This window comes from Streptomyces roseus (genome assembly GCF_001044425.1).
Lineage (GTDB): Bacteria > Actinomycetota > Actinomycetes > Streptomycetales > Streptomycetaceae > Streptomyces > Streptomyces roseus.
Genome location: NZ_LFML01000013.1, coordinates 40,205 through 60,814, shown reverse-complemented (window position 1 = coordinate 60,814; position 20,610 = coordinate 40,205). Strand labels below are relative to the sequence as shown.

Below are 20,610 nucleotides of genomic sequence, written 5' to 3'. Positions count from 1 at the left end.
CCCCACCCACTGGCCCCCGCTCGCCTTCCTCGGCATCGTCGCGCTGCTCGCTCTCGGCGGGCTCGGCCGCGCGAAGGCCGGCCACGCCTGGGTGCTCACCCTCTTCGGCCGCTACCGCGGCACGGTCCGCCGTACCGGCCTCACCTGGGTCAGCCCCCTCCTGCTGCGCCGCCGCGTCGACGTGCGGCTGCGCCACTGGCGCAGCGAGCCCATGCCCGCCGTGGACTCCGGCGGGCTGGCCCTGCGGGTCGTCGTCCAGGTCGTCTGGCAGGTCAAGGACACGGCCCGGGCCACCCTGGCCGTCGAGGACCACACCGAATACCTCGCCGAGCAGGTGGAATCGGCCATGGCCCGGGTCCTGTCCCAGCTGCCCGCCGACGCCTTCCACGAGGACGCCCCCACCCTGCGCGACTCCGAGGCCGTGGGCGACGCGCTGACGCGGATGCTGGCGGCCGAGACCGAGGCGGTCGGGATCGAGGTGTACTCGGCCCAGCCGACCCGTATCGAGTACGCACCCGAGGTCGCCGAGGCCATGCGGCGGCGCCGGGTCGCGGCGATCGACGCCAAGCACCGGGACACGGTGCTGACCTCGGTCGTCGACGCGGTCGACGACACCGTCCACCGGCTGACCACCCGCGGGCTCGTCGAGCTCGACGACTACGAGCGCAAGGCCCTCGTGAAGGACCTCACCGTCGCCTTCTACACGGGGCGCCCCGAGTAACGGGAGCCACGCCGGCAACGGCGGCAACAGCCGCGACAGGCGCAGCTGACAGAGAACGGGTGGCCGGTATTCATCGGGCCACCCGTTCTCCCATTGGTCTGGACATGGCCAACTCCTGTCCATAGCCTGGTACTTGGTCTAGACCTAAATCCCCACGCGTGCGCACGCTCTCATCGGACTCCCCCCACGTTCAAGGAGCATCATGCGTCCCATCCGCATGCCCGTTCGCCTGCCCGGACGGGCCGGCGCCGCCACGCTCGGCCTCGGCGTCATCGCCGGCCTGGCGCTGCTCACCGCCCCCACCGCGAGCGGCCACGGCTACACCGACACCCCCATCAGCCGCCAGAAGCTCTGCGCCAACAAGACGGTCTCCGACTGCGGCCCCATCCAGTGGGAGCCGCAGAGCGTCGAGGGCTACAAGGGCTTCCCGGCCGCCGGCCCGGCCGACGGTCAGATATGTTCCGGCGGCCACAGCGAGTTCGCGCAGCTCGACGACCCGCGCGGCGGTGCCTGGCCCACCACCAAGGTGACCAGCGGGCAGAGCTACGGCTTCCGGTGGCAGTTCACCGCCAACCACTCCACCACCGACTTCAAGTACTACGTCACCAAGAACGGCTGGGACCCCACCAAGCCCCTCACCCGCGCGTCCCTCGAATCCCAGCCCTTCCTCACCGTCGCCTACAACGGTGCCCGCCCGGCCATGACCACCGTCCACCAGGGCACGATGCCGAGCGGCAAGACCGGCCGGCACATGATCCTGGCGGTCTGGACGGTCAACGACACCCCCATGGCCTTCTACTCCTGCTCCGACGTCCAGTTCTGACCCTCGAACCGATTCAGTTCTGACGAGGCGTCAGCTACCCTCCGGCCCCATGCGGACGACACCCGAAACCGTCGCGGAGCTCATAGCCCGCCAATGGGGCGACCACCGGCCGGGGCTGATGTACGGCGCGAGCACGCACACCGCCGTCCTCAGCCACCACCGCACCGCCCAGGAGGCCGCCGCGCGCGCCGCGCTGCTCGTCGACCTCCTGCCGGCGGGCCGGGGCACCGAACCGCACGTCGGGGTGCTGCTGGACAACACCCCCGAGTTCCCCTTCTGGCTCGGCGCGGCGGCCCTCGCCGGGGCCGCCGTCGCCGGGATCAACCCCACCCGGCGCGGTCCCGAGCTGGCGCGCGACATCCTGCACACCGAATGCCGGATCCTGGTCACCGAGCGCGCCCACCTGCACCTGCTGCGCGGGCTCGACCTGCCCGGCGTACGGATCCTCGTGACCGACTCCGAGGAGTACGCCGCCCTGCTCGCCCCGTACGCGGGCGCCAAGCCGGGCGAGGCCGTGCTCGCCGCCCCCGCCCCCGGCTCACGCTTCCTCCTCTACTTCACCTCCGGCTCCACCGGCGCGCCCAAGGCGGCCCTGTGCAGCCAGGGTCGGCTGGCCGCCGCCGCGGACTCGCTGGTCCGGCAGTTCTCGGTCACCGCCGAGGACGTCCACTACGTCTGCATGCCGCTCTTCCACGGCAACGCCGTCATCGCCGACTGGCTGCCCGCCCTCGCCGCGGGCGCCTCCGTGGCGCTGCGCCCCCGCTTCTCCGCCTCCGCCTTCCTGGCCGACGTCCGCGCGTACGGGGCCACGTACTTCACCTACGTCGGCCGGGCGGTCCAGTACCTGCTGGCCACCGAGCCCCGCCCCGACGACCGCGAGCACTCCCTGCGCCTCGGCTTCGGCACCGAGGCCGGCGCCGTGGACGCGGCGCGCTTCACCGAGCGGTTCGGGGTCAGGCTGGTGGAGGGGTACGGGGCCACCGAGGGCGGCGCCTCCGTCCAGCGCACCCCGGACACCCCGCCGGGCGCCCTGGGCCGGGCCGGGGCCGGAGCCGACCTGGCGGTGATCGACCCGCGGACGGGCGCGGAGTGCCCGCCGGCCCTCCTGGACGCGGCGGGCCGCCTCCTGAACGGCTCCGCGGCGATCGGCGAGCTGGTCAACCGCGGCCGGAGCCTGTTCGAGGGCTACTGGCGAAACCCCGAGGCGCAGGCGGCCCGGACCCGTGACGGCTGGTACTGGACGGGCGACCTCTTCTTCCGGGACGCGGACGGCTTCCTCTACTTCGCGGGCCGGACGGACGACCGGCTGCGCGTCGACAGCGAGAACCTCGCCGCGGCGGTGATCGAGAACATCCTGGCGCGCTGGCCGGCGGCGGCCGCGGTCGCCGTGTACGCGGTTCCGGATGAGGCGGCCGGTGACCAGGTGATGGCGGCGGTGGCCCTGGAGGAGGGGCGGCGGTTCTCGCCGGAGGCCTTCTCCGCGTTCCTCGCCGCACAGCCGGACCTGGGCACGAAGATGTCCCCCCGCTACGTGCGGATCGTGGAGTCCATGCCGGTGACGGCCACCAACAAGATCCACCGCGCCGCCCTGCGCCGGTCCGGCTTCCGCTGCCCGGACCCGGTCTGGTGGTCCCCGCCGGGCGGCTCCGGGTACCGCCCCCTGGGCCCGGCGGACCTCGCCGGCCTGCTGGCGGCGTACGAGGCGCACGGCCGCGCCGAGCTCCTGGAGCGGTGATCCCCGCGCCCGCGGGTACTGGTTTTGAGCACCCCTGAGGACCAGGTAGTATTTTCTCTGTCAGGCGCCGCTAGCTCAGTTGGTTAGAGCAGCTGACTCTTAATCAGCGGGTCCGGGGTTCGAGTCCCTGGCGGCGCACCTGTACTTCGGGCGGTTTCCGGTTCACCGGGAACCGCCCGAAGTGTTTTCCGGGCCGCCGCGCCCCTCGCGGCCGGGACCCGTCAGAGCGTGAGCGACAGCAGCAGGGGTGCGGCCTTGCGGTTCAGCGCGTCCGCGGCGGCCCGCAGCCGGTGCGCGTGCTCGACCGGCATCGACAGGGCCAGGCAGCCCACCGAGGCCCCCGCCGTGATCGGCACCGCGGCGCAGACGGTTCCCACCGCGTACTCCTGGAGGTCCAGCACCGGAACCGTGGCCGGCTGCGCGTCCAGTTTGGAGAAGAGGATCCGCTCGTTCACGATCGTCTTCGACGTGAGCCGGGCGATCTTGTGCCGCGAGAGGTGGTCGCGCCGCCCGTTCTGGTCGAGCTGCGTCAGCAGGCACTTGCCGACCGCGCTGGCGTGCGCCGCGGAGCGGAAGTCGACCCACTCGTGCACCTTCGGGGTGCGCGGGCTGTCCGCGAACTGCGTGATCTTCACCTCGCCGTCCACGTACCGGCTGATGTAGACCGCGGCGCCCACCGAGTCCCGGAGCCGGTCGAGGGTTTCCTGGAGCTTGCTCTGGAGGGCCTGCTGCCGGTCTATGCCGGAGCCGAGCAGCACGAGGGAGTCGCCTATGGCGTAGGCGCCGTCCGACACCTGCAGTACGTACCCCTCTCGGCGCAGCATGAGGAGCATGGGTGTGAGATGGACCGCGGGCAGGCCGGTCTCACGCGCGATCTGGTCGTCGGTCACGCCGCCGGTGTGGCGGGCGATCGTTTCGAGTACGCGCAGGGCGTACTGCACCGAGTGGAACGGCGCGGTCGGCTCGGGCTTCAGCGCCACGGTTTCCCCCTAGCAGGTTGTTACCGCTTGCCTTACCACGATAGCCATCAAGAGGCCCACGTGGAGCGCCTGTTGATGAGATTGATGGCTCATTCGCGTCCCCTCCGCGCGCGCCTGTCCCGCTGGCATATGCCAAGGTCACGCCCGCTGTCCTGGTCGATGCCGGGAATGCCCGCGCGCCCCCGATGGTTCGAATTCTTCGTACGGACGGACAAGCGGGACGGGAGCGACGATGAGTGACACCGGGGACGCGGGTCGGGGCGCGGACGGGGACGGCCGCGAGGACCGCGGAGGGCAGGCGGCCCACCGGGATCCGATCCGGGGCGCCGTACGCGGCGACGCGCCGGTGGCGCTCTCGGTGCTCGACCTCGTCACGGTCGGCAGCGGCAGCACCGCCCACGAGTCCCTGCGCACCAGCGTGGACATCGCCCGCCTCGCCGAGTCCCGCGGCTACCACCGCCACTGGGTCGCCGAGCACCACTCCATGCCCGGGGTGGCCAGCTCCTCCCCGGCCGTGATCCTGGCCCACCTGGCCGCCCACACCTCCCGCATCCGGCTCGGCTCGGGAGGGGTCATGCTCCCCAACCACGCGCCGCTCGCCATCGCCGAGCAGTTCGGCACCCTGGAGGCGCTCGCCCCGGGCCGGATCGATCTCGGGCTCGGCCGCGCGCCCGGCACCGACGGCCGCACGGCCGCCGCCCTGCGCGGCCCCGGCCGCCTCGACGAGGCTGCCGAGGAGTTCCCCCGGCAGCTCGTGGAGCTCACCCGCTTCCTCGACGACGACTTCCCCGACGGGCACCCGTACGCGCGCGTGCACGCGGTGCCGGGGCCGGTACAGGGCCCCGCCGGACGGCCGCCGCTGTGGCTGCTCGGCTCCTCCGGGTTCAGCGCCCGCCTCGCCGCCGAGCTCGGCCTGCCGTTCGCGTACGCCCACCACTTCTCGGCGGCCGGCACCCTGCCCGCGCTGGACCTGTACCGCCAGAACTTCCGCCCCTCGGCCGTACTGGACGCCCCGTACGCCGTGATCGGAGTCTCGGCGCTCGCCGCCGACACCGACGCCCAGGCCCGCGCCCAGGTGCTCACGGGCGCGCTGTCGATGCTGCGGCTGCGCAGCGGCCGGCCCGGTCTGGTCCCGACGCCCGAGGAGGCCGCGGCCTACGGCTTCTCGCCGCTGGAGCGGGAGTTCGTGGACGGCTGGCTCGCGAACGTGGTCCACGGCACCGCCGAGGAGGTCCGCGCCGGCCTCGACGACCTGGCCAAGCGCACGGGCGCCGACGAGTTGATGCTGACCGCCAACGCCCACGGCGGCGCGGCCCGGTTGCGCTCGTACGAACTCGTCGCGGACGCGTACGGGATGCCGGTGCAGGCGCCGTCAGCTGATTGACGGCGCACGAACGGAGTTCGGCTGGTTTGTTGCCGAAACCTTGCGGGAGCATGTCCTAAGGGACCCTTAAACCGCTCGTCACCCGGGGTGGCGGGCGGTTTTTCGCATGCCCGCAAGGCTCTGACGAGCGCATTTGCGCGGCGAGTGGTCTAGTCCTTCTTTGGTCCAAACCATTGACTCGGGCCTCGGGTGATCGCTATCTCTTCTCCCACCCGAACCTCTCGCTTCCCCCTCCCACCCCCCGGAGGCAGTTCATGCACATCCGTAAACCCCTCATCGCGGCCGCCGCCACGGCCGCGCTGGCAGCCGGAGCGCTGGCAGGCTTCGCGGGGCTCGGCACCGCCCAGGCCGCGGACGCGGCCGCCGCCGCGGGCGCAGGCGGCAACGTCAAGATCGCTTACTACGACCAGTGGAGCGTGTACGGGAACGCCTTCTACCCCAAGCACCTGGACACCCGCGGCATCGCGGGCAAGCTGGACGTCATCAACTACTCGTTCGGCAACATTCACCCCACCAACCTCACCTGTTTCGAGGCGAACAAGGCGGCGGGCGACGACAACAACGCCAGCGCAGGTGACGGCGCGGGCGACTCGTACGCCGACTACCAGAAGTCCTTCAGCGCGGCGGACAGCGTCAGCGGCGTGGCCGACAAGTGGGACCAGCCGATCGTCGGCGTCTTCAACCAGTTCAAGCAGCTGAAGGCCAAGTACCCGAAGCTGAAGATCAACATTTCGATCGGCGGCTGGACCTACTCGAAGTACTTCAGCGACGCGGCCAAGACCGACGCCTCCCGCAAGAAGCTGGTCTCCTCCTGCATCGACCAGTACATCAAGGGCAACCTGCCGGTCGAGGGCGGCTACGGCGGCGCGGGCAGCGCGGCGGGCATCTTCGACGGCATCGACATCGACTGGGAGTACCCCGGCTCCTCCGGCGGACACCTGGGCAACCACTACGCCCCCGAGGACAAGCAGAACTTCACGCTCCTGCTCAAGGAGTTCCGCGAGCAGCTCGACGCGTACGGCGCGGCCAACGGCGGCAAGAAGTACCTGCTGACCTCGGCCCTCCCGGCCGGCCAGGACAAGATCAAGTACATCGAGACGGACAAGATCGGCGCGTACCTCGACTACGCGAACATCATGACGTACGACATGCACGGCGCCTGGGACGGCGACGGGCCCACGTACCACCAGTCGCCGCTGTACTCCGGCACCAACGACCCGACGGACCCGATCGCCCCGGGCACCGAGAAGTACAGCATCGACAACGCCATCGACTCCTGGATCGACGGCAAGCCGGCCTACGGCATCGCCGGCGGCTTCCCCGCCAACAAGCTGACGCTGGGCTACGAGTTCTACTACCGCGGCTGGAAGGGTGTTCCCGCCGGGGCCTCGGGCGGCCTCGCGCAGCCCGCTACCGGCGCCTCCGGCGCCCGGCCCACCAGCCAGCAGGCCGGCATCGCCAACTACAAGGAGCTCGGCGGGATCGTCGACAACCCGTCGGCCACCTTCTGGGACGACCAGGCCAAGGCCTCGTACTTCTACAAGGACGGCGAGTTCTTCACCGGCCTGAACCAGAAGTCCATCCAGGCCCGGGTCGACTACGGCAAGCAGCGCGGCCTGGCCGGAGCGATGATGTACTCCCTCCTCGGCCTGGACAACAACACCACCCTGCTGAACCAGATCTCGGACGCCCTCGGCGGCACCACGCAGCCCCCGACGACTCCGCCCACCACGCCCCCGACGACCCCGCCGACCACGCCCCCGACCACCCCGCCCACGACGCCGCCGACCACGCCGCCCGCGGGCTGCGGTTCGACCCCGGCGTACGTCGCGGGCACGGTCTACACCGGTGGCCAGGAGGTCTCCTACAACGGCCGCAAGTACAAGGCCCAGTGGTGGACGCAGAACGAGACCCCGGGCACCACGGGTGAATGGGGTGTCTGGAAGGACCTCGGCGCCTGCTGATCCCCCCACCCCGCGCCGAGCGACACCCCGCCCCGTACCCGGTTCCCCCGGTGCGGGGCGGAGGTGTGTCACATGGTTGCCGGATTCCGGACACCGCTGCGTGGCGGTCTCGCTACGCTCGGCCACAGCCGAATCCGACCCGCGTCTTCATGGGGGTGGCCGTCCCTTGGCCAACATCCGCGACCTCGACCCCAGCGCCTCGCCGCTGGACTACTACGGCTCCGAACTGCGCCGCCTGCGCGAGGCCGCCAACCTGAAACAGGCGGCGCTGGGCGAGATCGTGTTCTGCACGGCCTCGCTGATCGGCCAGATCGAGACGGCGCGCAAGGTCCCGACCCGGGACTTCTCGGAACGGATCGACGCCGCCCTGGGCACGGACGGCCACTTCTCCCGCCTGGTGGGGCTGGTCCTGCGGAGCGTGCTGCCGACGTGGTTCCAGCCGTATGCCGAGATGGAGGCCCGCGCGACATTCATTTCGGCCTATCAGGCCCAGGTCGTGTACGGACTGCTCCAGACGGAGGCGTACGCACGGGCTGTACTGGCGACCGGAATGCCTGACCGGCTCGATGAGTTGGTCGCGGCCCGAATGGAACGTCACCGCATCCTGCACAGGGAGAAGTCGCCGACGGTCTGGGTGGTACTGGACGAGGGCGTACTGCACCGGCCCATAGGCGGTCGCGAGGTGATGCGTGCGCAACTCTCGCATCTGCTGAGCTTCCATGAGAACCGGTGGGTGCAGATCCAGGTGCTCCCTTACGTGACTGGTCAACATGCCGGTCTAATCGGATCGTTCAATGGCCTGCGCTTCGACAACGACCCAGAAATCGTCTACACGGAAGACCTCATCGCGGGGCACATGACTGCCAACCCTGACGTGGTGAGGGAAGCGTCGCTTCGTTACGCTCACTTGCAGGCCGCCGCACTGTCCGTAGAGGACTCGGCGGCGTTGATCACGCGGGTCATGGAGGAGCGTTATGGGGAGCAGCCAGAACCCGATGGGCAATAGGTGGCGTAAGTCGTCGTACAGCGGCAACACCGGTGGAGACTGCGTCGAGTGCGCCCCCCTCGGCGGCGCCGCCTGGCGCAAGGCTTCGTACAGCGGTGGGACCGGCGGCGACTGCGTCGAGATCGCCACCCAGCCCTGCGGTGTCGCCGTCCGGGACTCCAAGGACCCCGAAGGCCCCGCCTTCACCGTCGCCCCCGCGGCCTTCGCCGCCTTCGTGCGCAGCCTCTGACGGGCCCGGGCGGAGCCCGGGGAAACGGAGAAGGGCGGGGCGGGGAGAAGGCACCGCGCAGCGGCGGCCCCCGCAGGGCCCCGGAGGGTCACGCCCCCGGGCGGGTGCCGATCATCTCGGCGATCAGCTCGGGGGCCACCGCGCGCGAGTACAGCCAGCCCTGGCCCGTGTCGCAGCCGACGCGGCGCAGCCGCGCCGCCTGCCCGGCGGTCTCCACGCACTCCGCCGTCACGGTCAGGCCCAGCCGGTGCGCGAGCTGCACCAGGGCCTCGACGATGGTCTCGTCGGCCGGGTTCGGGTGGGCGCCCTCCTCGTAGCGGAAGCCCCGTACGAAGGAGCCGTCCAGCTTCAGCACGGACACCGGCAGCCGGCTCAGGTAGGCCAGGTTCGAGTACCCGGTGCCGAAGTCGTCGATGGCGATCCGCACGCCCATGTCGCTCAGCGCCTGGAGGGCCTGCAACGGCCGTCCGGCCGAGCCCATCACCGCCGACTCCGTCAGCTCCAGCTGGAGCAGCTGGGGGGCCAGCCCGGTCTCGGCCAGGATCTCCGCCACGTCGCCGACCAGGTCGGAGTCCCACACCTGGCGGACCGCCACGTTGACGGAGACGAAGACCGGTGAGTCGCTGGGCTGCTCGATCTGCCAGCGCCGGGCCTGCCGGCACGCGGTCCGCAGCACCCACCGCCCCAACTGGACGATGGACCCGTCCTCTTCCGCGATTCCGATGAACCGATTCGGCGTCAGCGTGCCGAACTGCGGGTGGTTCCAGCGCACCAGCGCCTCCACCCCGCGCACCGCGCCGCTCTCCAGATCGACGAGCGGCTGGTACTCCAGCGCGAACTCGCCCCGGTCCACGGCCGGCCGCAGGGTCGAGGTCAGCGCCTGGCGGGTCATCCGGTGCGCGTTGCGCTCCGGGTCGAAGAGCGTCCAGCGGGCCTTGCCGTCCGCCTTCGCCCAGTACAGGGTCGTGTCCGCGGCCTGCATCAGCCCGGTCGCCGAGGTCCCGGCCGCGGCCCGTTCCACCACGCCGATCGACGCGGAGACCGAGAGCCGCTGCCCGGCCAGGTCGAACGGCTCCTGTACGGCGGCCAGCACGCTGCGCGCCAGGTCGGCGAGCTGATCGGTGCCGGTGGAGTCCTCGACCAGCAGGGCGAACTCGTCGCCGCCGAGCCGCGCCACCAGGTGCCCGCCGGTGCGTCCGTACCCGGACTGGTCGGCGCACTGCGTCAGCCGGGCCGCGACGGCGGTCAGCAGCCGGTCGCCGACCCGGTGGCCCAGGGTGTCGTTGACGGCCTTGAAACCGTCGAGGTCGAGGTAGCACAGCCCGATCCGGCCGGTGCCGCCCTGCTCGTACGAGGAGGCCTCCAAGGCGGCGGAGAGCCGCTCGAAGAACAGCGCCCGGTTGGGCAGCCGGGTCACCGGGTCGTGCATCTGGAGGTGGCGCAGCCGGGCCTGGAGGTCGCGGCGGTCGCTGATGTCGGCGACGGAGAGCAGCACGTCCCGGGTGCCGGGCACGGGCCCGAGGGTGACCTCGGTCCACAGCGAGTGCCCGTCGGGGTGTTTGAGCCGGCGGGTGCAGCGCAGTCTGGCCTGCCGGCCGCGGAGCACCTCCTGGTACGCCTGCCAGGTACGGGCCTCGGCGCCCAGGTCGACCAGGTCGGCCGCGCACTGTTCGACGAGCGCGTGCGGCTCCGCCCCGAGCAGCCCGGCCAGCGCCGCGTTGGCGGCGACGACGTGCCCGGAGCGGCTGACGACGGCCATGGCGAGGTGGGCCGCGTTGAAGGCGGCCCGGTAATCGCGCAGTTCGGACTCGGTGCGGGTCGGCGTCGTCGGCATGGCCGGCACTGCTTGGTGACGCTCCGTAGTGGCCGATCGGATGCTGTCGGCCGCCGAACCGGTTCCCTCTGAGGTTCCGCTCACCGTTGGCTCCCGCAGTGCTCGTGAGTGTCCGTGCAGGAAAGTGTGCCGATCATAGAGGCACCGTACGGCCCTATCCAGCGGCGTCGCCGTGCGGGGCACGGGACTTCGGCGTGCTGACGCCTCTTCGGGAGGATCCCGGGCGATCGTTTCTGCACAGCTCTGAGCAGCGAAAGTTCCCCACTGATCTTCGGTGATCGGTCGTGACGTTCTGTAGGCATGTGGGTGAACCCCCCGGGTCACCGGCTTGCCGTAGTGCTCACTCTTGTGGGGCAGCGGAACAGGGCATTAGTAAGACAATCCCCTCAGTGTGGTGCGAGATGGTACGAATCCACCACCGGAGGTCGATGTGCCGCGACAGCAGACACCCGGGGGAGTGGAACGCTCCCGCATGACGAGTACGGCGGCGGCGCTCACCTCCCTGACGGCGCTCGCCGCCATGTCGCTCGTCGCGGGTCCCGCGGTCGCCGTTCCGGGAGCCGCGCCCTGCGCCCTGACCCGCACCTCGGCGCACCACTCCCTGGGCCTCGACACCTGGAACCGGGCCTACCCCAGGCCGGAGCGCACCCTCCACGCGGTCATGGTCTTCCTCTCCTTCCCCGACCACCGGACCACCTTGACGACCGAGCAGCTGACGGGCGACTACTTCCCCGCGACCAGCGACTTCTTCGAGCGGGCCTCGTACGGGAGGTTCCGTCTGGAGCCGCACCCGCAGCGGCAGTGGATCCGGATGCCCAAGCCGTCGACGGCGTACGGGATACAGCGTGACTGGGCGGCCCGGGACCGGGCGGCGTACCTGCGGGACGCGGTGGCGGCCGCCGACCCGGAGGTGGACTTCTCGCAGTACGACGTCGTGTACTTCGTCGCCGACCCGGACGCCCCCGGGGTGGACTCGGACGCCACGAAGGTCGTCAACTTCGACCGGCCGATCCGGGCGGACGGGACGGACCTGCGCCGGATCGTGACCGTCTTCGAACGGCACCCCCCGGACCGCAACGTGCTCGCGCACGAGACCGGGCACGTCTTCGACCTGCCCGACCTCTACCACCGGCCGAGCGACGGCAAGGGCGACTGGGACACCTACGTCGGCGACTGGGACGTCATGGGCAGCCAGTTCGGGATGGCGCCGGACCTGTTCGCCTGGCACAAGTGGAAGCTGGGCTGGCTGGACTCCTCCCAGGTGGACTGCGTGCAGTCCGGCTCCTCCCTGCACACCCTGCTCCCGCTGGGCCAGGCCCCGGCGCCGGGCGCCGCGGGCGGGACCCGGCTCGCGGTGATCCGTACGGGCCCGGGCAGCGCGATCGCGGTCGAGGCGCGGGGCTCCGCCGGCAACGACGGGGACACCTGTACCGAGGGGGTCCTGGTCTACCGGGTCCGCAACGAGGCGGCGTCGGGCGGCGGACCGATCGAGGTGCTCGACGGGCATCCCGCCTCGGAGGCGTGCTGGGACCGCTCGGTGTACCCGCCGCTGGCGGACGCGCCGCTGGAGGTGGGGGAGACGTTCACGGTGCCCGGGGAGCGGATCAGGATCGAGGTGGCGGACCGGACCCCGTCGGGCGCGTACACCGTCAAGATCACCACATAGCGCGATGGCGCCGTGCCGGAACACGAAGAAGACCCCCACTCGCGTGGGGGCCTTCCTCCGTCTGTGCGCCGCCAGGGACTCGAACCCCGGACCCGCTGATTAAGAGTCAGCTGCTCTAACCAACTGAGCTAGCGGCGCTTGCTGACGAGGAAGACATTAGCAGGGAGACGGCCGGAAGGAAAAATCGATATCCGCAGCTCGGGCGGCGCGCAGGTACGCCCACAGGAGTGCCTCGGGTCCGGGCAGCCAGGGGGAGCGGGTGTCGGGGGCGACGACCCACCGGGAGGGGCCGGGCGTGGCGGCGAGCGGCGGCACGGTGACGGCGTCGCCGTGGCCGTGGCACAGCGGCGCGGGCACGGAGCTGCCGCACTCTCCCCCCGACTTCGTCGGGGGGTCCCCCACCCACGCCAGCAGTGCGGGGAGGCGGTGCGCGGTCCCGGTGGCGGCGAACAGCAGCATCCGCCCGCGGTGCACGGCGACGGGCCCGGAGCCGGGGCCCTCGGCCCAGAGCAGGTCGAGCATGCGGCGGCCGAGGACGTGGGGGACGTTGACGACGTCGAAGGCGGTCCCGCAGGGCAGCACGGCGGGGGAGCCGGCCCGGGCCTGCCAGCGTGCGAGGGTGCCGTGCGGATACGCCGACGCGGAGGCGAGCCAAGCGGCGCCCTGAGGGGTGACGTGGGTGACGTGGGTGGCGGTGCGTGCGTGCGGGGCGGGGGTGGGGGCGTCGGCGGGGTAGGCGGGTGCCGTCGTCAGCGTCGTCATGCGGACCGGTCTACCGGGCGTAGCGGTCCGGTTTCCGGGAGTTACGCAAAACCCGGACAGGACGGGGGATCATGGGCTATGTTGCGCCCCGCATATGCCAGGTGCGCCACCCGCGCGGGTGTCCGACCCCCTCCTAGGACGCGTCCGGGCCCGCTTCGCGCTGGAGGGACTCGCCGAACTCGATCATTTTCAGCGCGTAGTCCTCGGTCCAGTCCGCCCGCTCGGCGATCTCCGCCGGCGGCAGCCGGTCGAACCGGCGCGGATCGGCGAGCTGCGCGGCGGCCATCGCCTGGAACTCCACCGCCCGCTCCTGCGCCGCCCGGAAGGCGAGCGTCAGCTCGGTGGCGCGGGCCAGCAGCTCCCGCGGGTCCTCGATCGACTCCAGGTCGAAGAAGTGCTCCGGGTCCGTGGCGGCCTCCGAGGGCTCGAACAGCAGCGGCGCGGGCCGCGGCTTCCGCTCGGTCGTCCGCTCGGGCTCTGCCATGCGTGTCCTCCTGGTGCGCGTTCTGGAACCTTCCGGGCCACCCTCCATTGTCCAACGCCGCGCAAGAGCGCCGCCCCGGGCCCGCCCGGGCGGGGCCGCCGACCGCCCCCGGCGGTGTGCCGTCATGGCTTCCAGGGGATCCGGTGCTCCGCGAGATGGGCCAGGACGCAGTGGTTGGCCTCCCAGCCGTCCGGGAACTTCACCGTCACGCCCAACTGGACGGGTTCCGTGGACGGGTGGTCGTCCAGCAGCTCCGCTATCCCCGCCCGGGCCACCACCACGCAGGCGTGCCGGTGCCGCGAGGCCAGGACGCACAGACGGCCCGTCTCCAGGTGGAACGCCGTGGCGTCGGGGCGGCCCGAGAGCGGGTGCAGCACCACCGTGAGGTCGTACTCCCGCCCCTGGAGCCGGTTCGCGGTGTCCACCGTCACCCCGTCGACCCCCAGGTCCGCCAGGGCGGCGCGGACCGCCGCCGCCTGGTCCCGGTGCGCCGTGCCGACCGCGATCCGGTCGGCCGTCAGCGCGGTGGGCGCCTCGGACTGCTCGTCCACCGTCACCGCCCCCCGGTCCAGCGCCCGCCGGACCACCAGCGCCACCGCCCGTACGGCCTCGGGGTCGGTCCGCGGCGTGTGCCGCGCGGGCAGCTCCAGCAGCCCCCAGCCCGACTCGGCGGCCTCGTCCAGCACCCGGTCGGGGCCGGAGCCGTCGCCGGCCACCCCGTACGACAGCCGCCGGTCGCCCGGGCCCGTACCGCTGCGGAACTGCGTGTACGGGTAGAACGCCCGCGAGACCAGCGGCGCGGCCGACGCCGGCAGCCGCCAGGACACCGGCAGCCGGTGCTGCGGCAGCTGCGGGTTGTGCGCCAGCAGGGTGCTGACGGCGCTCGCCGAAGGGTCGTACGACAGCCCGGCCCACTGCTCGGCGCCGACCACGCTGAACGGGTCCAGCTGGCCCGGGTCCCCCACGAACAGGGCCCGGTCGAACAGCCCGGCCACGGCCAGCAGCGCGTCCGAGCGCATCTGGTACGCCTCGTCGACGATGGCGTGCTCCCAGGGCTCGGCGTCCTTCACGTACGCCCACTTCGCCGCCGTCGAGATGGTGATCGGCAGCTCCGCGAGGTCCTTCGGTTTGGCCGAGAGGGTGACCGAGGGCAGCTCGCGCAGCGCCGGGTCGTACGCGTCGCCGTCGCTGCTGTGCAGCCGGCCGACCCTCAGCTCCGGGTCCTTGTCGGCGAGCCGCAGCACCAGGTCGTCGACCTGCGCGTTGGTCTGCGCGACCACCATCAGCCGGCGCCCGGCCGCGGCCAGCTCGCGGGCGGCCCGCACCACGAGGGTGGACTTGCCGGCCCCGGGCGGGGAGTCGACGACCACGCCGCGCTCGCTGCCGTGCAGGGTGTCGCGCAGGATGGCTGCGGTCGCCTCGGCGGCCGCGGCCCCCGGGTCGAACCGCTGCCGGGATGCGGTGCTCACAGGATGTCCTCGTCCGTCACGGTGTCGGGCAGGGGAGCGGCGGCCCGGGACCCCGGCGGGCCGCCGTGCGTCCACGGGGTCTTCTCCGGGTCCGGCAGCTTCGGGCCGCCGCGCGCGTCGTGCTCGAACAGCGTCCAGCAGACCCGGTCGCCCTTCTCCGGAACCGAGCCCGGCTCCGGCTCCCTGCCACGCCCCATCTTGTCCAGCAGCCGCAGCACGATCAGCCGCCTGTCCTCCTCGAAGCGGACGAACTGCGCCGCCTGCGGGCGGCCCTCCAGCGAGCGGAACACCTTGCCGCCGCCCTCCGCGAGCTGCGGACGGTCCTCCGTGGCGACGGTCACCAGCGGGCGCGGACTCGGCCGCTTCGACTCCGTCCACCCCATCACGATCTCGGTGACCTCGCCCGCGAAGGCCTCGCCCGACAGTCGCCGGCCCGCCATCACCAGCGGATCGTCCAGCGCCTCCTGGGCGTCGAGCCGCACCTGCTCGGTCTCGCGCGTCGCCAGCTTCTGCGCCGCCGTCACCGCGTCGTCGCGGCGCGGCTGCGGCGGCTCGCCCGCCCGGACCCGGTCGCGGTGACCGGTGTACGACCAGCGGTCGCGGGTCCAGCGCTCCTCGGCCCGCTCCCCGGGCGGCAGCGTGCGCAGCAGCTCCAGCGACTGCCACACCGCCCGCCAGGCGGGCCTCATCTGCTCCGCGACGAGCTCGCGGACGGCGGCCTCCGCGCGGGCCACGGCCCGCGGATCGTCCCCGGAGCGCGCCGCGTCGTAGCGGGACATCGCCGGCGCCAGCAGCTTGTTGTCGAAGGCCGGATCGGTGGCGGGTCCGGCGGGCGGCACCAGCAGCTGCCCGTCCCGGTCGCGGCCCAGCTCGGCCCGCAGGGCCGCCTCCGCGCCCGATTCCCCCTCCGGCGGGACTATCCACGACAGCAGCGCACCCAGGTGCTGGTCCTCCAGATTGCTCTGGCCGGTGGCCCAGTGGCGGCCGAGCAGCTCCGTCGCCGACAGCAGCATCGAGGCCCCGGGGACCCGGGAGCGCTCGCCGAGGTGCGTGAACCAGCGGCCGAGCAGCGGCACCCGGGAGGGCGCCGGATACGGATTCTCCGGATCCTCCTCGGCCGTCCGCCGGAACCGCATCGACCGCCCCAGCAGCCGTACGTACTCGATGCCGGCCCGGCTCGGCACGATCAGCTGCGGCGCGTCCAGGCACAGCTCGGCCTCGACCTTGCTCTTGGCGCCGGTCTCCGGGTCGGTCTCGGTGCGCTCCACCCGCTCGACGTCGTCCGCGTACCCCTCCACGTACGGCAGGACCTCGTCGGCCAGGTCGGCGAGGAACGCCCAGCGCAGGTCCCGGTCGCGCGGCTGCGGGACCACCAGCAGCCGCGGTCGCGCGGGATCCGTGCCGACCAGCGCGCCGAGCGGGGCCCCGGCCTCGCCCGCCGTGGTCAGGGGTACGAGGACCAGCGGGCGCTCGCTCAGGTGCCGGTGCCGTACGGTCGCCAGCGGCCGGGCCCGGCCCGCCCGGACGGCCTCCAGGCGCGCGAGGGTGTTCAGCAGGGACATGCGGCCGCCTCCAGGGCCTCGGCGCGCAGCCGGGCGGCACGGTGCAGCGAGGCCGCCGTCGGGTCTTCGGTCCCGCCGGAGCCGGCGGCGGCCGCGAGGGCCTCCTCGACGGTGGTGAGCGTGCCGAGCTCCCCCCGTACGGAACGGCCCAGTGCGGTCACCGCGTCGGCGGCGCGGGCCCGTTCCCGGCAGTGGAAGGCCAGCTCGCAGGCGGCCAGGCACTCGGGGGCGTAGGCGGCGGAGACCGCCGCGACCGCCTCGGTCAGCTCCTCGGCGGGGCGCGCCGGGTCGAAGCTGAGCCCCTCGGGCAGCGCCGCGGCCAGCTCCTCGACCCGGGTCAGCCGCTCCAGCTGGCGCAGGGTCACGGCCCGCTCGCGGCGGACGTCGACGGGCGAGGCGGCGGGCAGGTTCGAGAAGTCCTTCGGGCAGACGAGCAGCACCGTGTGCCCGACGACCGCGGAGGCCAGCTTCCCGGCGGTCTTCTCCAGGGCCAGGACGTACACGGCGGCTTGGCGCGCGGCGGCGCCCACCTTCGCGGCGTCGGCGGCCCCGTCGATCATCGGGAACGATTTGATCTCCACGACGGTCCAGCGGCCGTCGGGGTGCACCACGACGGCGTCGGGTTCCAGGTAGGCGGGGGAGCCCGCCACCTCCAGGGCCAGCATCGGGTGGTCCAGCAGGGTCCACGTACCGTCCGCGGCCGCGGCGGCCGTCGCCTCGCGCAGGGCGAGCGCGGTGCGCGCGGCGCGGCCCTCGGGGCCGGCGGCCGTCAGATCGGGGACGTGCGCGCCCGGGCCGGGCGGCTCGGATCCGGCGCCGAGGTGCTCGTGCACGAGCCGCAGGAGCTCGGCGCCGCCGTCGCCCTTGACCCTGGCCTCGAAGGCGTTCCCGCGGACGATGGCGAACTGCGACTGGCCGAAGGCGGAGGGCGAGCCGAGGGCCGAGGCCAGCGCGGTCTTGTCCACGCCGGCGCCGTCGAGGAGGGCCCGTCTGCCGCATCCGGGGTTGGCGGCGAGCGCCGCCAACGCGCGGGCGTCGAGCGGGCGGGGCGGCACGGCGGGGCCGCGCAGGTCAGCGAGCCGCTGCCGCAGTGTCGTCGTCGGAGGCGGGCCGCTGGGCGGGTAGGAGCTCACGGGCGGAAGTGTCCCATCCGCCACTGACAATCGGGGCGGTACCCCGGAAAACGGCTCTCGGGGCTCGCCGCCGGACCGCCGGACCGCCTTCCGCCGGACCGTCAGGAAGCTTGTGCGAGGGGGTGGGGTGCCTGGTGTTCATGTGATGGATGATGAATGGACGACGCAATCGCTCAAAGTCGTACGAAACACTACTTACCGGGAGAGTTTCCATGGCCCCCCGCATCCTCCTGGCCCGGCACGGCCAGACGGCGTGGTCCCAGCTCGGCAAGCACACCGGACGCACCGACGTGCCCATGCTGGAGGAGGGCAGGCGCGGCGCGAAGCTGCTCGGCGAGCGCCTCGCCCGCGCCCCCTGGAACGGCCTGCCCGGCGTGGAGGTCCGCACGAGCCCGCTGGTCCGCGCGAGCGAGAGCTGCGACCTGGCGGGCTTCGGCGCCCAGGCGGACCCGTGGAACGCGCTGATGGAGTGGGACTACGGCGACTACGAGGGCATGACCCCGGCCGAGATCCAGGCGGTCCGTCCGGGCTGGCTGATCTGGCGCGACGGGGTGCCGGGCGGCGAGTCCGTGGCCGACGTCGCCGCCCGCGCCGACGAGGTCGTCTCCTGGGCCCGTTCGGCGGAGCGCGACGTGCTCGTCTTCGCGCACGGGCACATCCTGCGCACCCTGGCCGCCCGCTGGCTCGGCCTTGAGGCCTCCTTCGGCGCCCGCATCCGCCTGGAGCCCACCTCCCTGTCGGTCCTGGGCTGGGCGTACGGGGCCCCCGCCCTGGAGCGCTGGAACGACACCGGCCACCTGGACCTCTGAGGCTCAGGGGGGCGAAGCCGGGCCGTCAGACCGCCGCGTGGCGGGCCAGGAACGCGGCCACGCGGGGGCTGCGCTGGTGCGGGACCAGGGCGCGGGCCGTGCCCGCGAGCATCGACTGGATCCGGGTGGACTGGACCTCGGTGAGCAGGTCCAACACCCGGCCCCCCGCCCAGGCCGCCTCGTCGGGGGCGCCCGCTCGGGCCAGGTCGTCGGCCAGCTCGGCCGTGTAAAGGGCGACGTTGCGGGCGAAGTGCGGATCCTGGAGGTCCGCCGCGCGGCGGGCGTGCCGGGCCGCACGGGCGTGCTCGCCGAGGGCCGCCCAGCACCGCGACTCCAGGGACTCCAGTTCGGCCTCGCCGAAGAAGGACATCCACTCCGGGTCGGCGGCCGCCGCGCCCCGCGAGAACTCCGTGTGCGCCCGGGCCAGCGCCTCCTCGCACGCCTTGCGGTCGGCCAGCCCCGCCCAGCCGCCCGCCTCGCGCAGGGCGAGCAGTGACAGCAGCCGCGGGGAACCGAGGGAGCGTGCGGCGCGCCGGCCCGCCTGGGCCGCCCGTACGGACTCCCGCGGCCGCCCGCAGTCCCGCGCCAGGAAGGCCATGTTGCTGAAGGCGTGGGCCTCCAGGCCCGCGTCCCCCGCGACCCGGGCCGTGGCGAGGGCCTCCGCGTAGTGCGAGCGGGCGTCGTCGAAACGGCCGGAGTCGTGCGCCAGCCAGCCCACGGAGATGGCCAGTTCGCCGGCGCCCGCGTGCAGCCGGTCCTCGGTGGACTGCCGGGTGGCCCCCGCGTCCAGCAGCGCGTACGCGGTGCGCAGGGGCTCGGCGGCCTTGCGGTACAGGGCGTCGGCCCCGTGCCGGTCGTCCAGCAGCCGGATCTGGCGTACGGCCTCCTCGACCGCGGCGGCCTCGGACTCCCCGGCCCGTGAGGGCGCCCGGCGGGCGTCGCCGAGGAGGGTGAAGCCGAGCGTCGCGGCCGCCACGGTCGCGGAGCCGCCCGCCATGAACGCGCGACGCAGCACGTCGCTCTCCTTGTGGGTGAAAGGGGCGGAGCGCTGCGCGGACCGGCCGCGGACCGCCTCGCGCGGGGAGAAGCCCAGGTCGGCCAGGGTCCGGCCGGGGAACATGTGCAGGAAGACACGCTCGTACGCGTAGTTGGGGCAGCGGATCTCGCCGGATTCGACCCGCCCGATGTAGCGGGCGTCGCAGGAAACCGTTTCTCCGATCTCCTTCGCGGCGCGACGCACCATGGCGGCGAACTCGGCGGGGGAGTTGCGGCCGCGCAGTCGCCGGAACGTCTGATTGGGTGAGTGGGGGAACGCCGCCATGGACGTGGCCTCTCTGGCAAGGGACGCACCGCCGGTTCCGCGGGATGGGGCAGGTCCCGGCGCGCATGAACGTACCGCCAGGGACGGACGGCTGACGCGGTGTTTGGCTACAAAAGGGATATCTCACCCGCGATCCGCCATGAACTGCCATCCTTTGCAGCGTCTTGCCACCGCACCCGTTGACGTTTTCGCGCGTTGAGCCCGGGCGGGGTGTGAGGTGACTCGCGCCCCGCTCGTACGCGATCGAGGAGGGGTTCCCTTGGTGGAGGGCGGCATGGAGAGCACTGGAACGAACACCGCGCCCGTGTCTTCGGGCGCGACCCCCGTCCCGGCCGCGACTGCCGTGGCGGTTGCGTTGGCGGTCGGGACGGCCGAGGCGCCCGACCTCGTGACCGTCCCCACCCGGCAGGGCCTGGAGGCCGTGGACATCATCCGCCGCGCCGCCAGCCTGGCCGGCGGGGTCGGCCCGGTGCTGCACGACGGCTCCGGCGACACCCTCGGCTTCCTCGTCCCGCCCGGCACCGCCGACGCCTGGGACATGCCGGGCAGCGCGTGCACCCAGACCAACGGGCGGGGCATGCGCTTCGACGACGTCTCGCCCGCCGCCGGCGACACCGGCTGGCTGCTCCCCCCGGAAGCCGTCGGTCCGGTCACCGACCCGGACGTGCTGCGCGCCGCGCTCGGCGAGGCCGCCCGCCTGATCGAAGCGGCGGACAACTGTCGCTGAC

The 20,610-nt window shown here is 72.9% G+C and carries 17 protein-coding genes, 2 tRNA genes and 1 pseudogene; 11 read left to right on the top strand and 9 right to left on the bottom strand.

What is annotated here, in order from left to right:
• The 4 genes from ACS04_RS03460 to ACS04_RS03445 form a co-directional block, all read left to right on the top strand.
• On the top strand, positions 1-721 hold a 721-nt coding region (locus tag ACS04_RS03460; protein WP_048474968.1), incomplete at its 5' end, for an SPFH domain-containing protein.
• Between the two features lie 202 nt (positions 722-923).
• Positions 924-1,544 carry a lytic polysaccharide monooxygenase auxiliary activity family 9 protein gene (locus ACS04_RS03455; RefSeq protein WP_078864392.1) on the top strand — a complete coding sequence of 207 codons (621 nt, stop codon included), beginning with the start codon at positions 924-926 and terminating at the stop codon, positions 1,542-1,544.
• Positions 1,545-1,593: 49 nt separating this feature from the next.
• Positions 1,594-3,279 carry an AMP-binding protein gene (locus ACS04_RS03450; protein WP_048474967.1) on the top strand — a complete coding sequence of 562 codons (1,686 nt, stop codon included), beginning with the start codon at positions 1,594-1,596 and terminating at the stop codon, positions 3,277-3,279.
• A gap of 64 nt (positions 3,280-3,343) precedes the next feature.
• Positions 3,344-3,417, top strand: a tRNA-Lys gene (locus ACS04_RS03445).
• Between the two features lie 83 nt (positions 3,418-3,500).
• Here ACS04_RS03445 and ACS04_RS03440 read toward each other — a convergent pair.
• Complete coding sequence (locus ACS04_RS03440; RefSeq protein ID WP_048474966.1) at positions 3,501-4,259, bottom strand: IclR family transcriptional regulator; 759 nt, start codon at positions 4,257-4,259, stop codon at positions 3,501-3,503.
• Between the two features lie 232 nt (positions 4,260-4,491).
• Here ACS04_RS03440 and ACS04_RS03435 point away from each other — a divergent pair, with 232 nt between their 5' ends.
• From ACS04_RS03435 to ACS04_RS03420, 4 genes are all read left to right on the top strand, one after another.
• Positions 4,492-5,643, top strand: coding sequence for an LLM class flavin-dependent oxidoreductase (locus tag ACS04_RS03435; protein WP_048474965.1), 1,152 nt, complete (start codon positions 4,492-4,494; stop codon positions 5,641-5,643).
• A 254-nt stretch (positions 5,644-5,897) separates the two neighbouring features.
• Positions 5,898-7,607, top strand: a complete 1,710-nt coding sequence (locus ACS04_RS03430; RefSeq protein ID WP_048474964.1) for a glycosyl hydrolase family 18 protein — start codon at positions 5,898-5,900, stop codon at positions 7,605-7,607.
• A 166-nt stretch (positions 7,608-7,773) separates the two neighbouring features.
• Positions 7,774-8,613 carry a helix-turn-helix domain-containing protein gene (locus tag ACS04_RS03425; RefSeq protein ID WP_048474963.1) on the top strand — a complete coding sequence of 280 codons (840 nt, stop codon included), beginning with the start codon at positions 7,774-7,776 and terminating at the stop codon, positions 8,611-8,613.
• Positions 8,603-8,842 carry a DUF397 domain-containing protein gene (locus tag ACS04_RS03420; RefSeq protein ID WP_398022728.1) on the top strand — a complete coding sequence of 80 codons (240 nt, stop codon included), beginning with the start codon at positions 8,603-8,605 and terminating at the stop codon, positions 8,840-8,842. The genes ACS04_RS03425 and ACS04_RS03420 overlap by 11 nt, the downstream gene beginning before the upstream one ends.
• An 88-nt stretch (positions 8,843-8,930) precedes the next feature.
• Here ACS04_RS03420 and ACS04_RS03415 read toward each other — a convergent pair whose 3' ends face one another.
• Positions 8,931-10,760: a putative bifunctional diguanylate cyclase/phosphodiesterase gene (locus tag ACS04_RS03415; protein ID WP_398022730.1), complete on the bottom strand. Its 1,830-nt coding sequence runs from the start codon at positions 10,758-10,760 to the stop codon at positions 8,931-8,933.
• A gap of 388 nt (positions 10,761-11,148) precedes the next feature.
• Here ACS04_RS03415 and ACS04_RS03410 point away from each other — a divergent pair, with 388 nt between their 5' ends.
• The gene (locus tag ACS04_RS03410; protein WP_398022732.1) at positions 11,149-12,342 is read left to right on the top strand and encodes a M6 family metalloprotease domain-containing protein; all 1,194 of its coding nucleotides are present in this window, start codon (positions 11,149-11,151) and stop codon (positions 12,340-12,342) included.
• A gap of 64 nt (positions 12,343-12,406) precedes the next feature.
• Here ACS04_RS03410 and ACS04_RS03405 read toward each other — a convergent pair.
• From ACS04_RS03405 to ACS04_RS03380, 6 genes and pseudogenes are all read right to left on the bottom strand, one after another.
• Positions 12,407-12,480: transfer RNA gene (locus tag ACS04_RS03405), tRNA-Lys, on the bottom strand.
• A pseudogene (locus ACS04_RS03400) lies at positions 12,471-13,104 on the bottom strand (bifunctional DNA primase/polymerase). The gene ACS04_RS03405 and the pseudogene ACS04_RS03400 overlap by 10 nt, the downstream one beginning before the upstream one ends.
• 133 nt (positions 13,105-13,237) lie before the next feature.
• Positions 13,238-13,588, bottom strand: a complete 351-nt coding sequence (locus ACS04_RS03395) for a hypothetical protein (protein WP_048474959.1) — start codon at positions 13,586-13,588, stop codon at positions 13,238-13,240.
• A 122-nt stretch (positions 13,589-13,710) separates the two neighbouring features.
• On the bottom strand, positions 13,711-15,057 hold the full coding sequence (locus tag ACS04_RS03390; protein ID WP_048474958.1) for an AAA domain-containing protein: 1,347 nt from the start codon (positions 15,055-15,057) through the stop codon (positions 13,711-13,713).
• Positions 15,054-16,619 carry a hypothetical protein gene (locus tag ACS04_RS03385; RefSeq protein ID WP_048474957.1) on the bottom strand — a complete coding sequence of 522 codons (1,566 nt, stop codon included), beginning with the start codon at positions 16,617-16,619 and terminating at the stop codon, positions 15,054-15,056. Before ACS04_RS03385 ends, ACS04_RS03390 begins: the two co-directional genes overlap by 4 nt.
• Positions 16,607-17,752, bottom strand: a complete 1,146-nt coding sequence (locus ACS04_RS03380) for a hypothetical protein (protein ID WP_245236262.1) — start codon at positions 17,750-17,752, stop codon at positions 16,607-16,609. Before ACS04_RS03380 ends, ACS04_RS03385 begins: the two co-directional genes overlap by 13 nt.
• A 212-nt stretch (positions 17,753-17,964) precedes the next feature.
• Between ACS04_RS03380 and ACS04_RS03375 the strand changes: the two genes are divergently transcribed.
• Positions 17,965-18,561 carry a histidine phosphatase family protein gene (locus ACS04_RS03375; RefSeq protein ID WP_048474955.1) on the top strand — a complete coding sequence of 199 codons (597 nt, stop codon included), beginning with the start codon at positions 17,965-17,967 and terminating at the stop codon, positions 18,559-18,561.
• A gap of 25 nt (positions 18,562-18,586) precedes the next feature.
• Here ACS04_RS03375 and ACS04_RS03370 read toward each other — a convergent pair whose 3' ends face one another.
• Complete coding sequence (locus ACS04_RS03370; protein WP_048474954.1) at positions 18,587-19,882, bottom strand: NsdA family TPR-like regulatory protein; 1,296 nt, start codon at positions 19,880-19,882, stop codon at positions 18,587-18,589.
• A gap of 274 nt (positions 19,883-20,156) precedes the next feature.
• On the opposite strand from ACS04_RS03370, the gene ACS04_RS03365 reads away from it, so the two are divergent.
• The gene (locus tag ACS04_RS03365) at positions 20,157-20,609 is read left to right on the top strand and encodes a hypothetical protein (RefSeq protein ID WP_209441602.1); all 453 of its coding nucleotides are present in this window, start codon (positions 20,157-20,159) and stop codon (positions 20,607-20,609) included.
• The last annotated feature ends 1 nt before the right edge of the window (position 20,610 follow it).

Excerpts from the sequence above, each read along its gene's own strand:
- ACS04_RS03435 (WP_048474965.1), top strand. The coding sequence starts at position 4,492 with ATGAGTGACACCGGGGACGCGGGTCGGGGCGCGGACGGGGACGGCCGC.
- ACS04_RS03455 (WP_078864392.1), top strand. The coding sequence starts at position 924 with ATGCGTCCCATCCGCATGCCCGTTCGCCTGCCCGGACGGGCCGGCGCC.
- ACS04_RS03430 (WP_048474964.1), top strand. The coding sequence starts at position 5,898 with ATGCACATCCGTAAACCCCTCATCGCGGCCGCCGCCACGGCCGCGCTG.
- ACS04_RS03450 (WP_048474967.1), top strand. The coding sequence starts at position 1,594 with ATGCGGACGACACCCGAAACCGTCGCGGAGCTCATAGCCCGCCAATGG.
- ACS04_RS03410 (WP_398022732.1), top strand. The coding sequence starts at position 11,149 with ATGACGAGTACGGCGGCGGCGCTCACCTCCCTGACGGCGCTCGCCGCC.
- ACS04_RS03375 (WP_048474955.1), top strand. The coding sequence starts at position 17,965 with ATGGCCCCCCGCATCCTCCTGGCCCGGCACGGCCAGACGGCGTGGTCC.
- ACS04_RS03370 (WP_048474954.1), bottom strand. The coding sequence starts at position 19,882 with ATGGCGGCGTTCCCCCACTCACCCAATCAGACGTTCCGGCGACTGCGC.
- ACS04_RS03365 (WP_209441602.1), top strand. The coding sequence starts at position 20,157 with ATGGAGAGCACTGGAACGAACACCGCGCCCGTGTCTTCGGGCGCGACC.
- ACS04_RS03420 (WP_398022728.1), top strand. The coding sequence starts at position 8,603 with ATGGGCAATAGGTGGCGTAAGTCGTCGTACAGCGGCAACACCGGTGGA.
- ACS04_RS03395 (WP_048474959.1), bottom strand. The coding sequence starts at position 13,588 with ATGGCAGAGCCCGAGCGGACGACCGAGCGGAAGCCGCGGCCCGCGCCG.
- ACS04_RS03385 (WP_048474957.1), bottom strand. The coding sequence starts at position 16,619 with ATGTCCCTGCTGAACACCCTCGCGCGCCTGGAGGCCGTCCGGGCGGGC.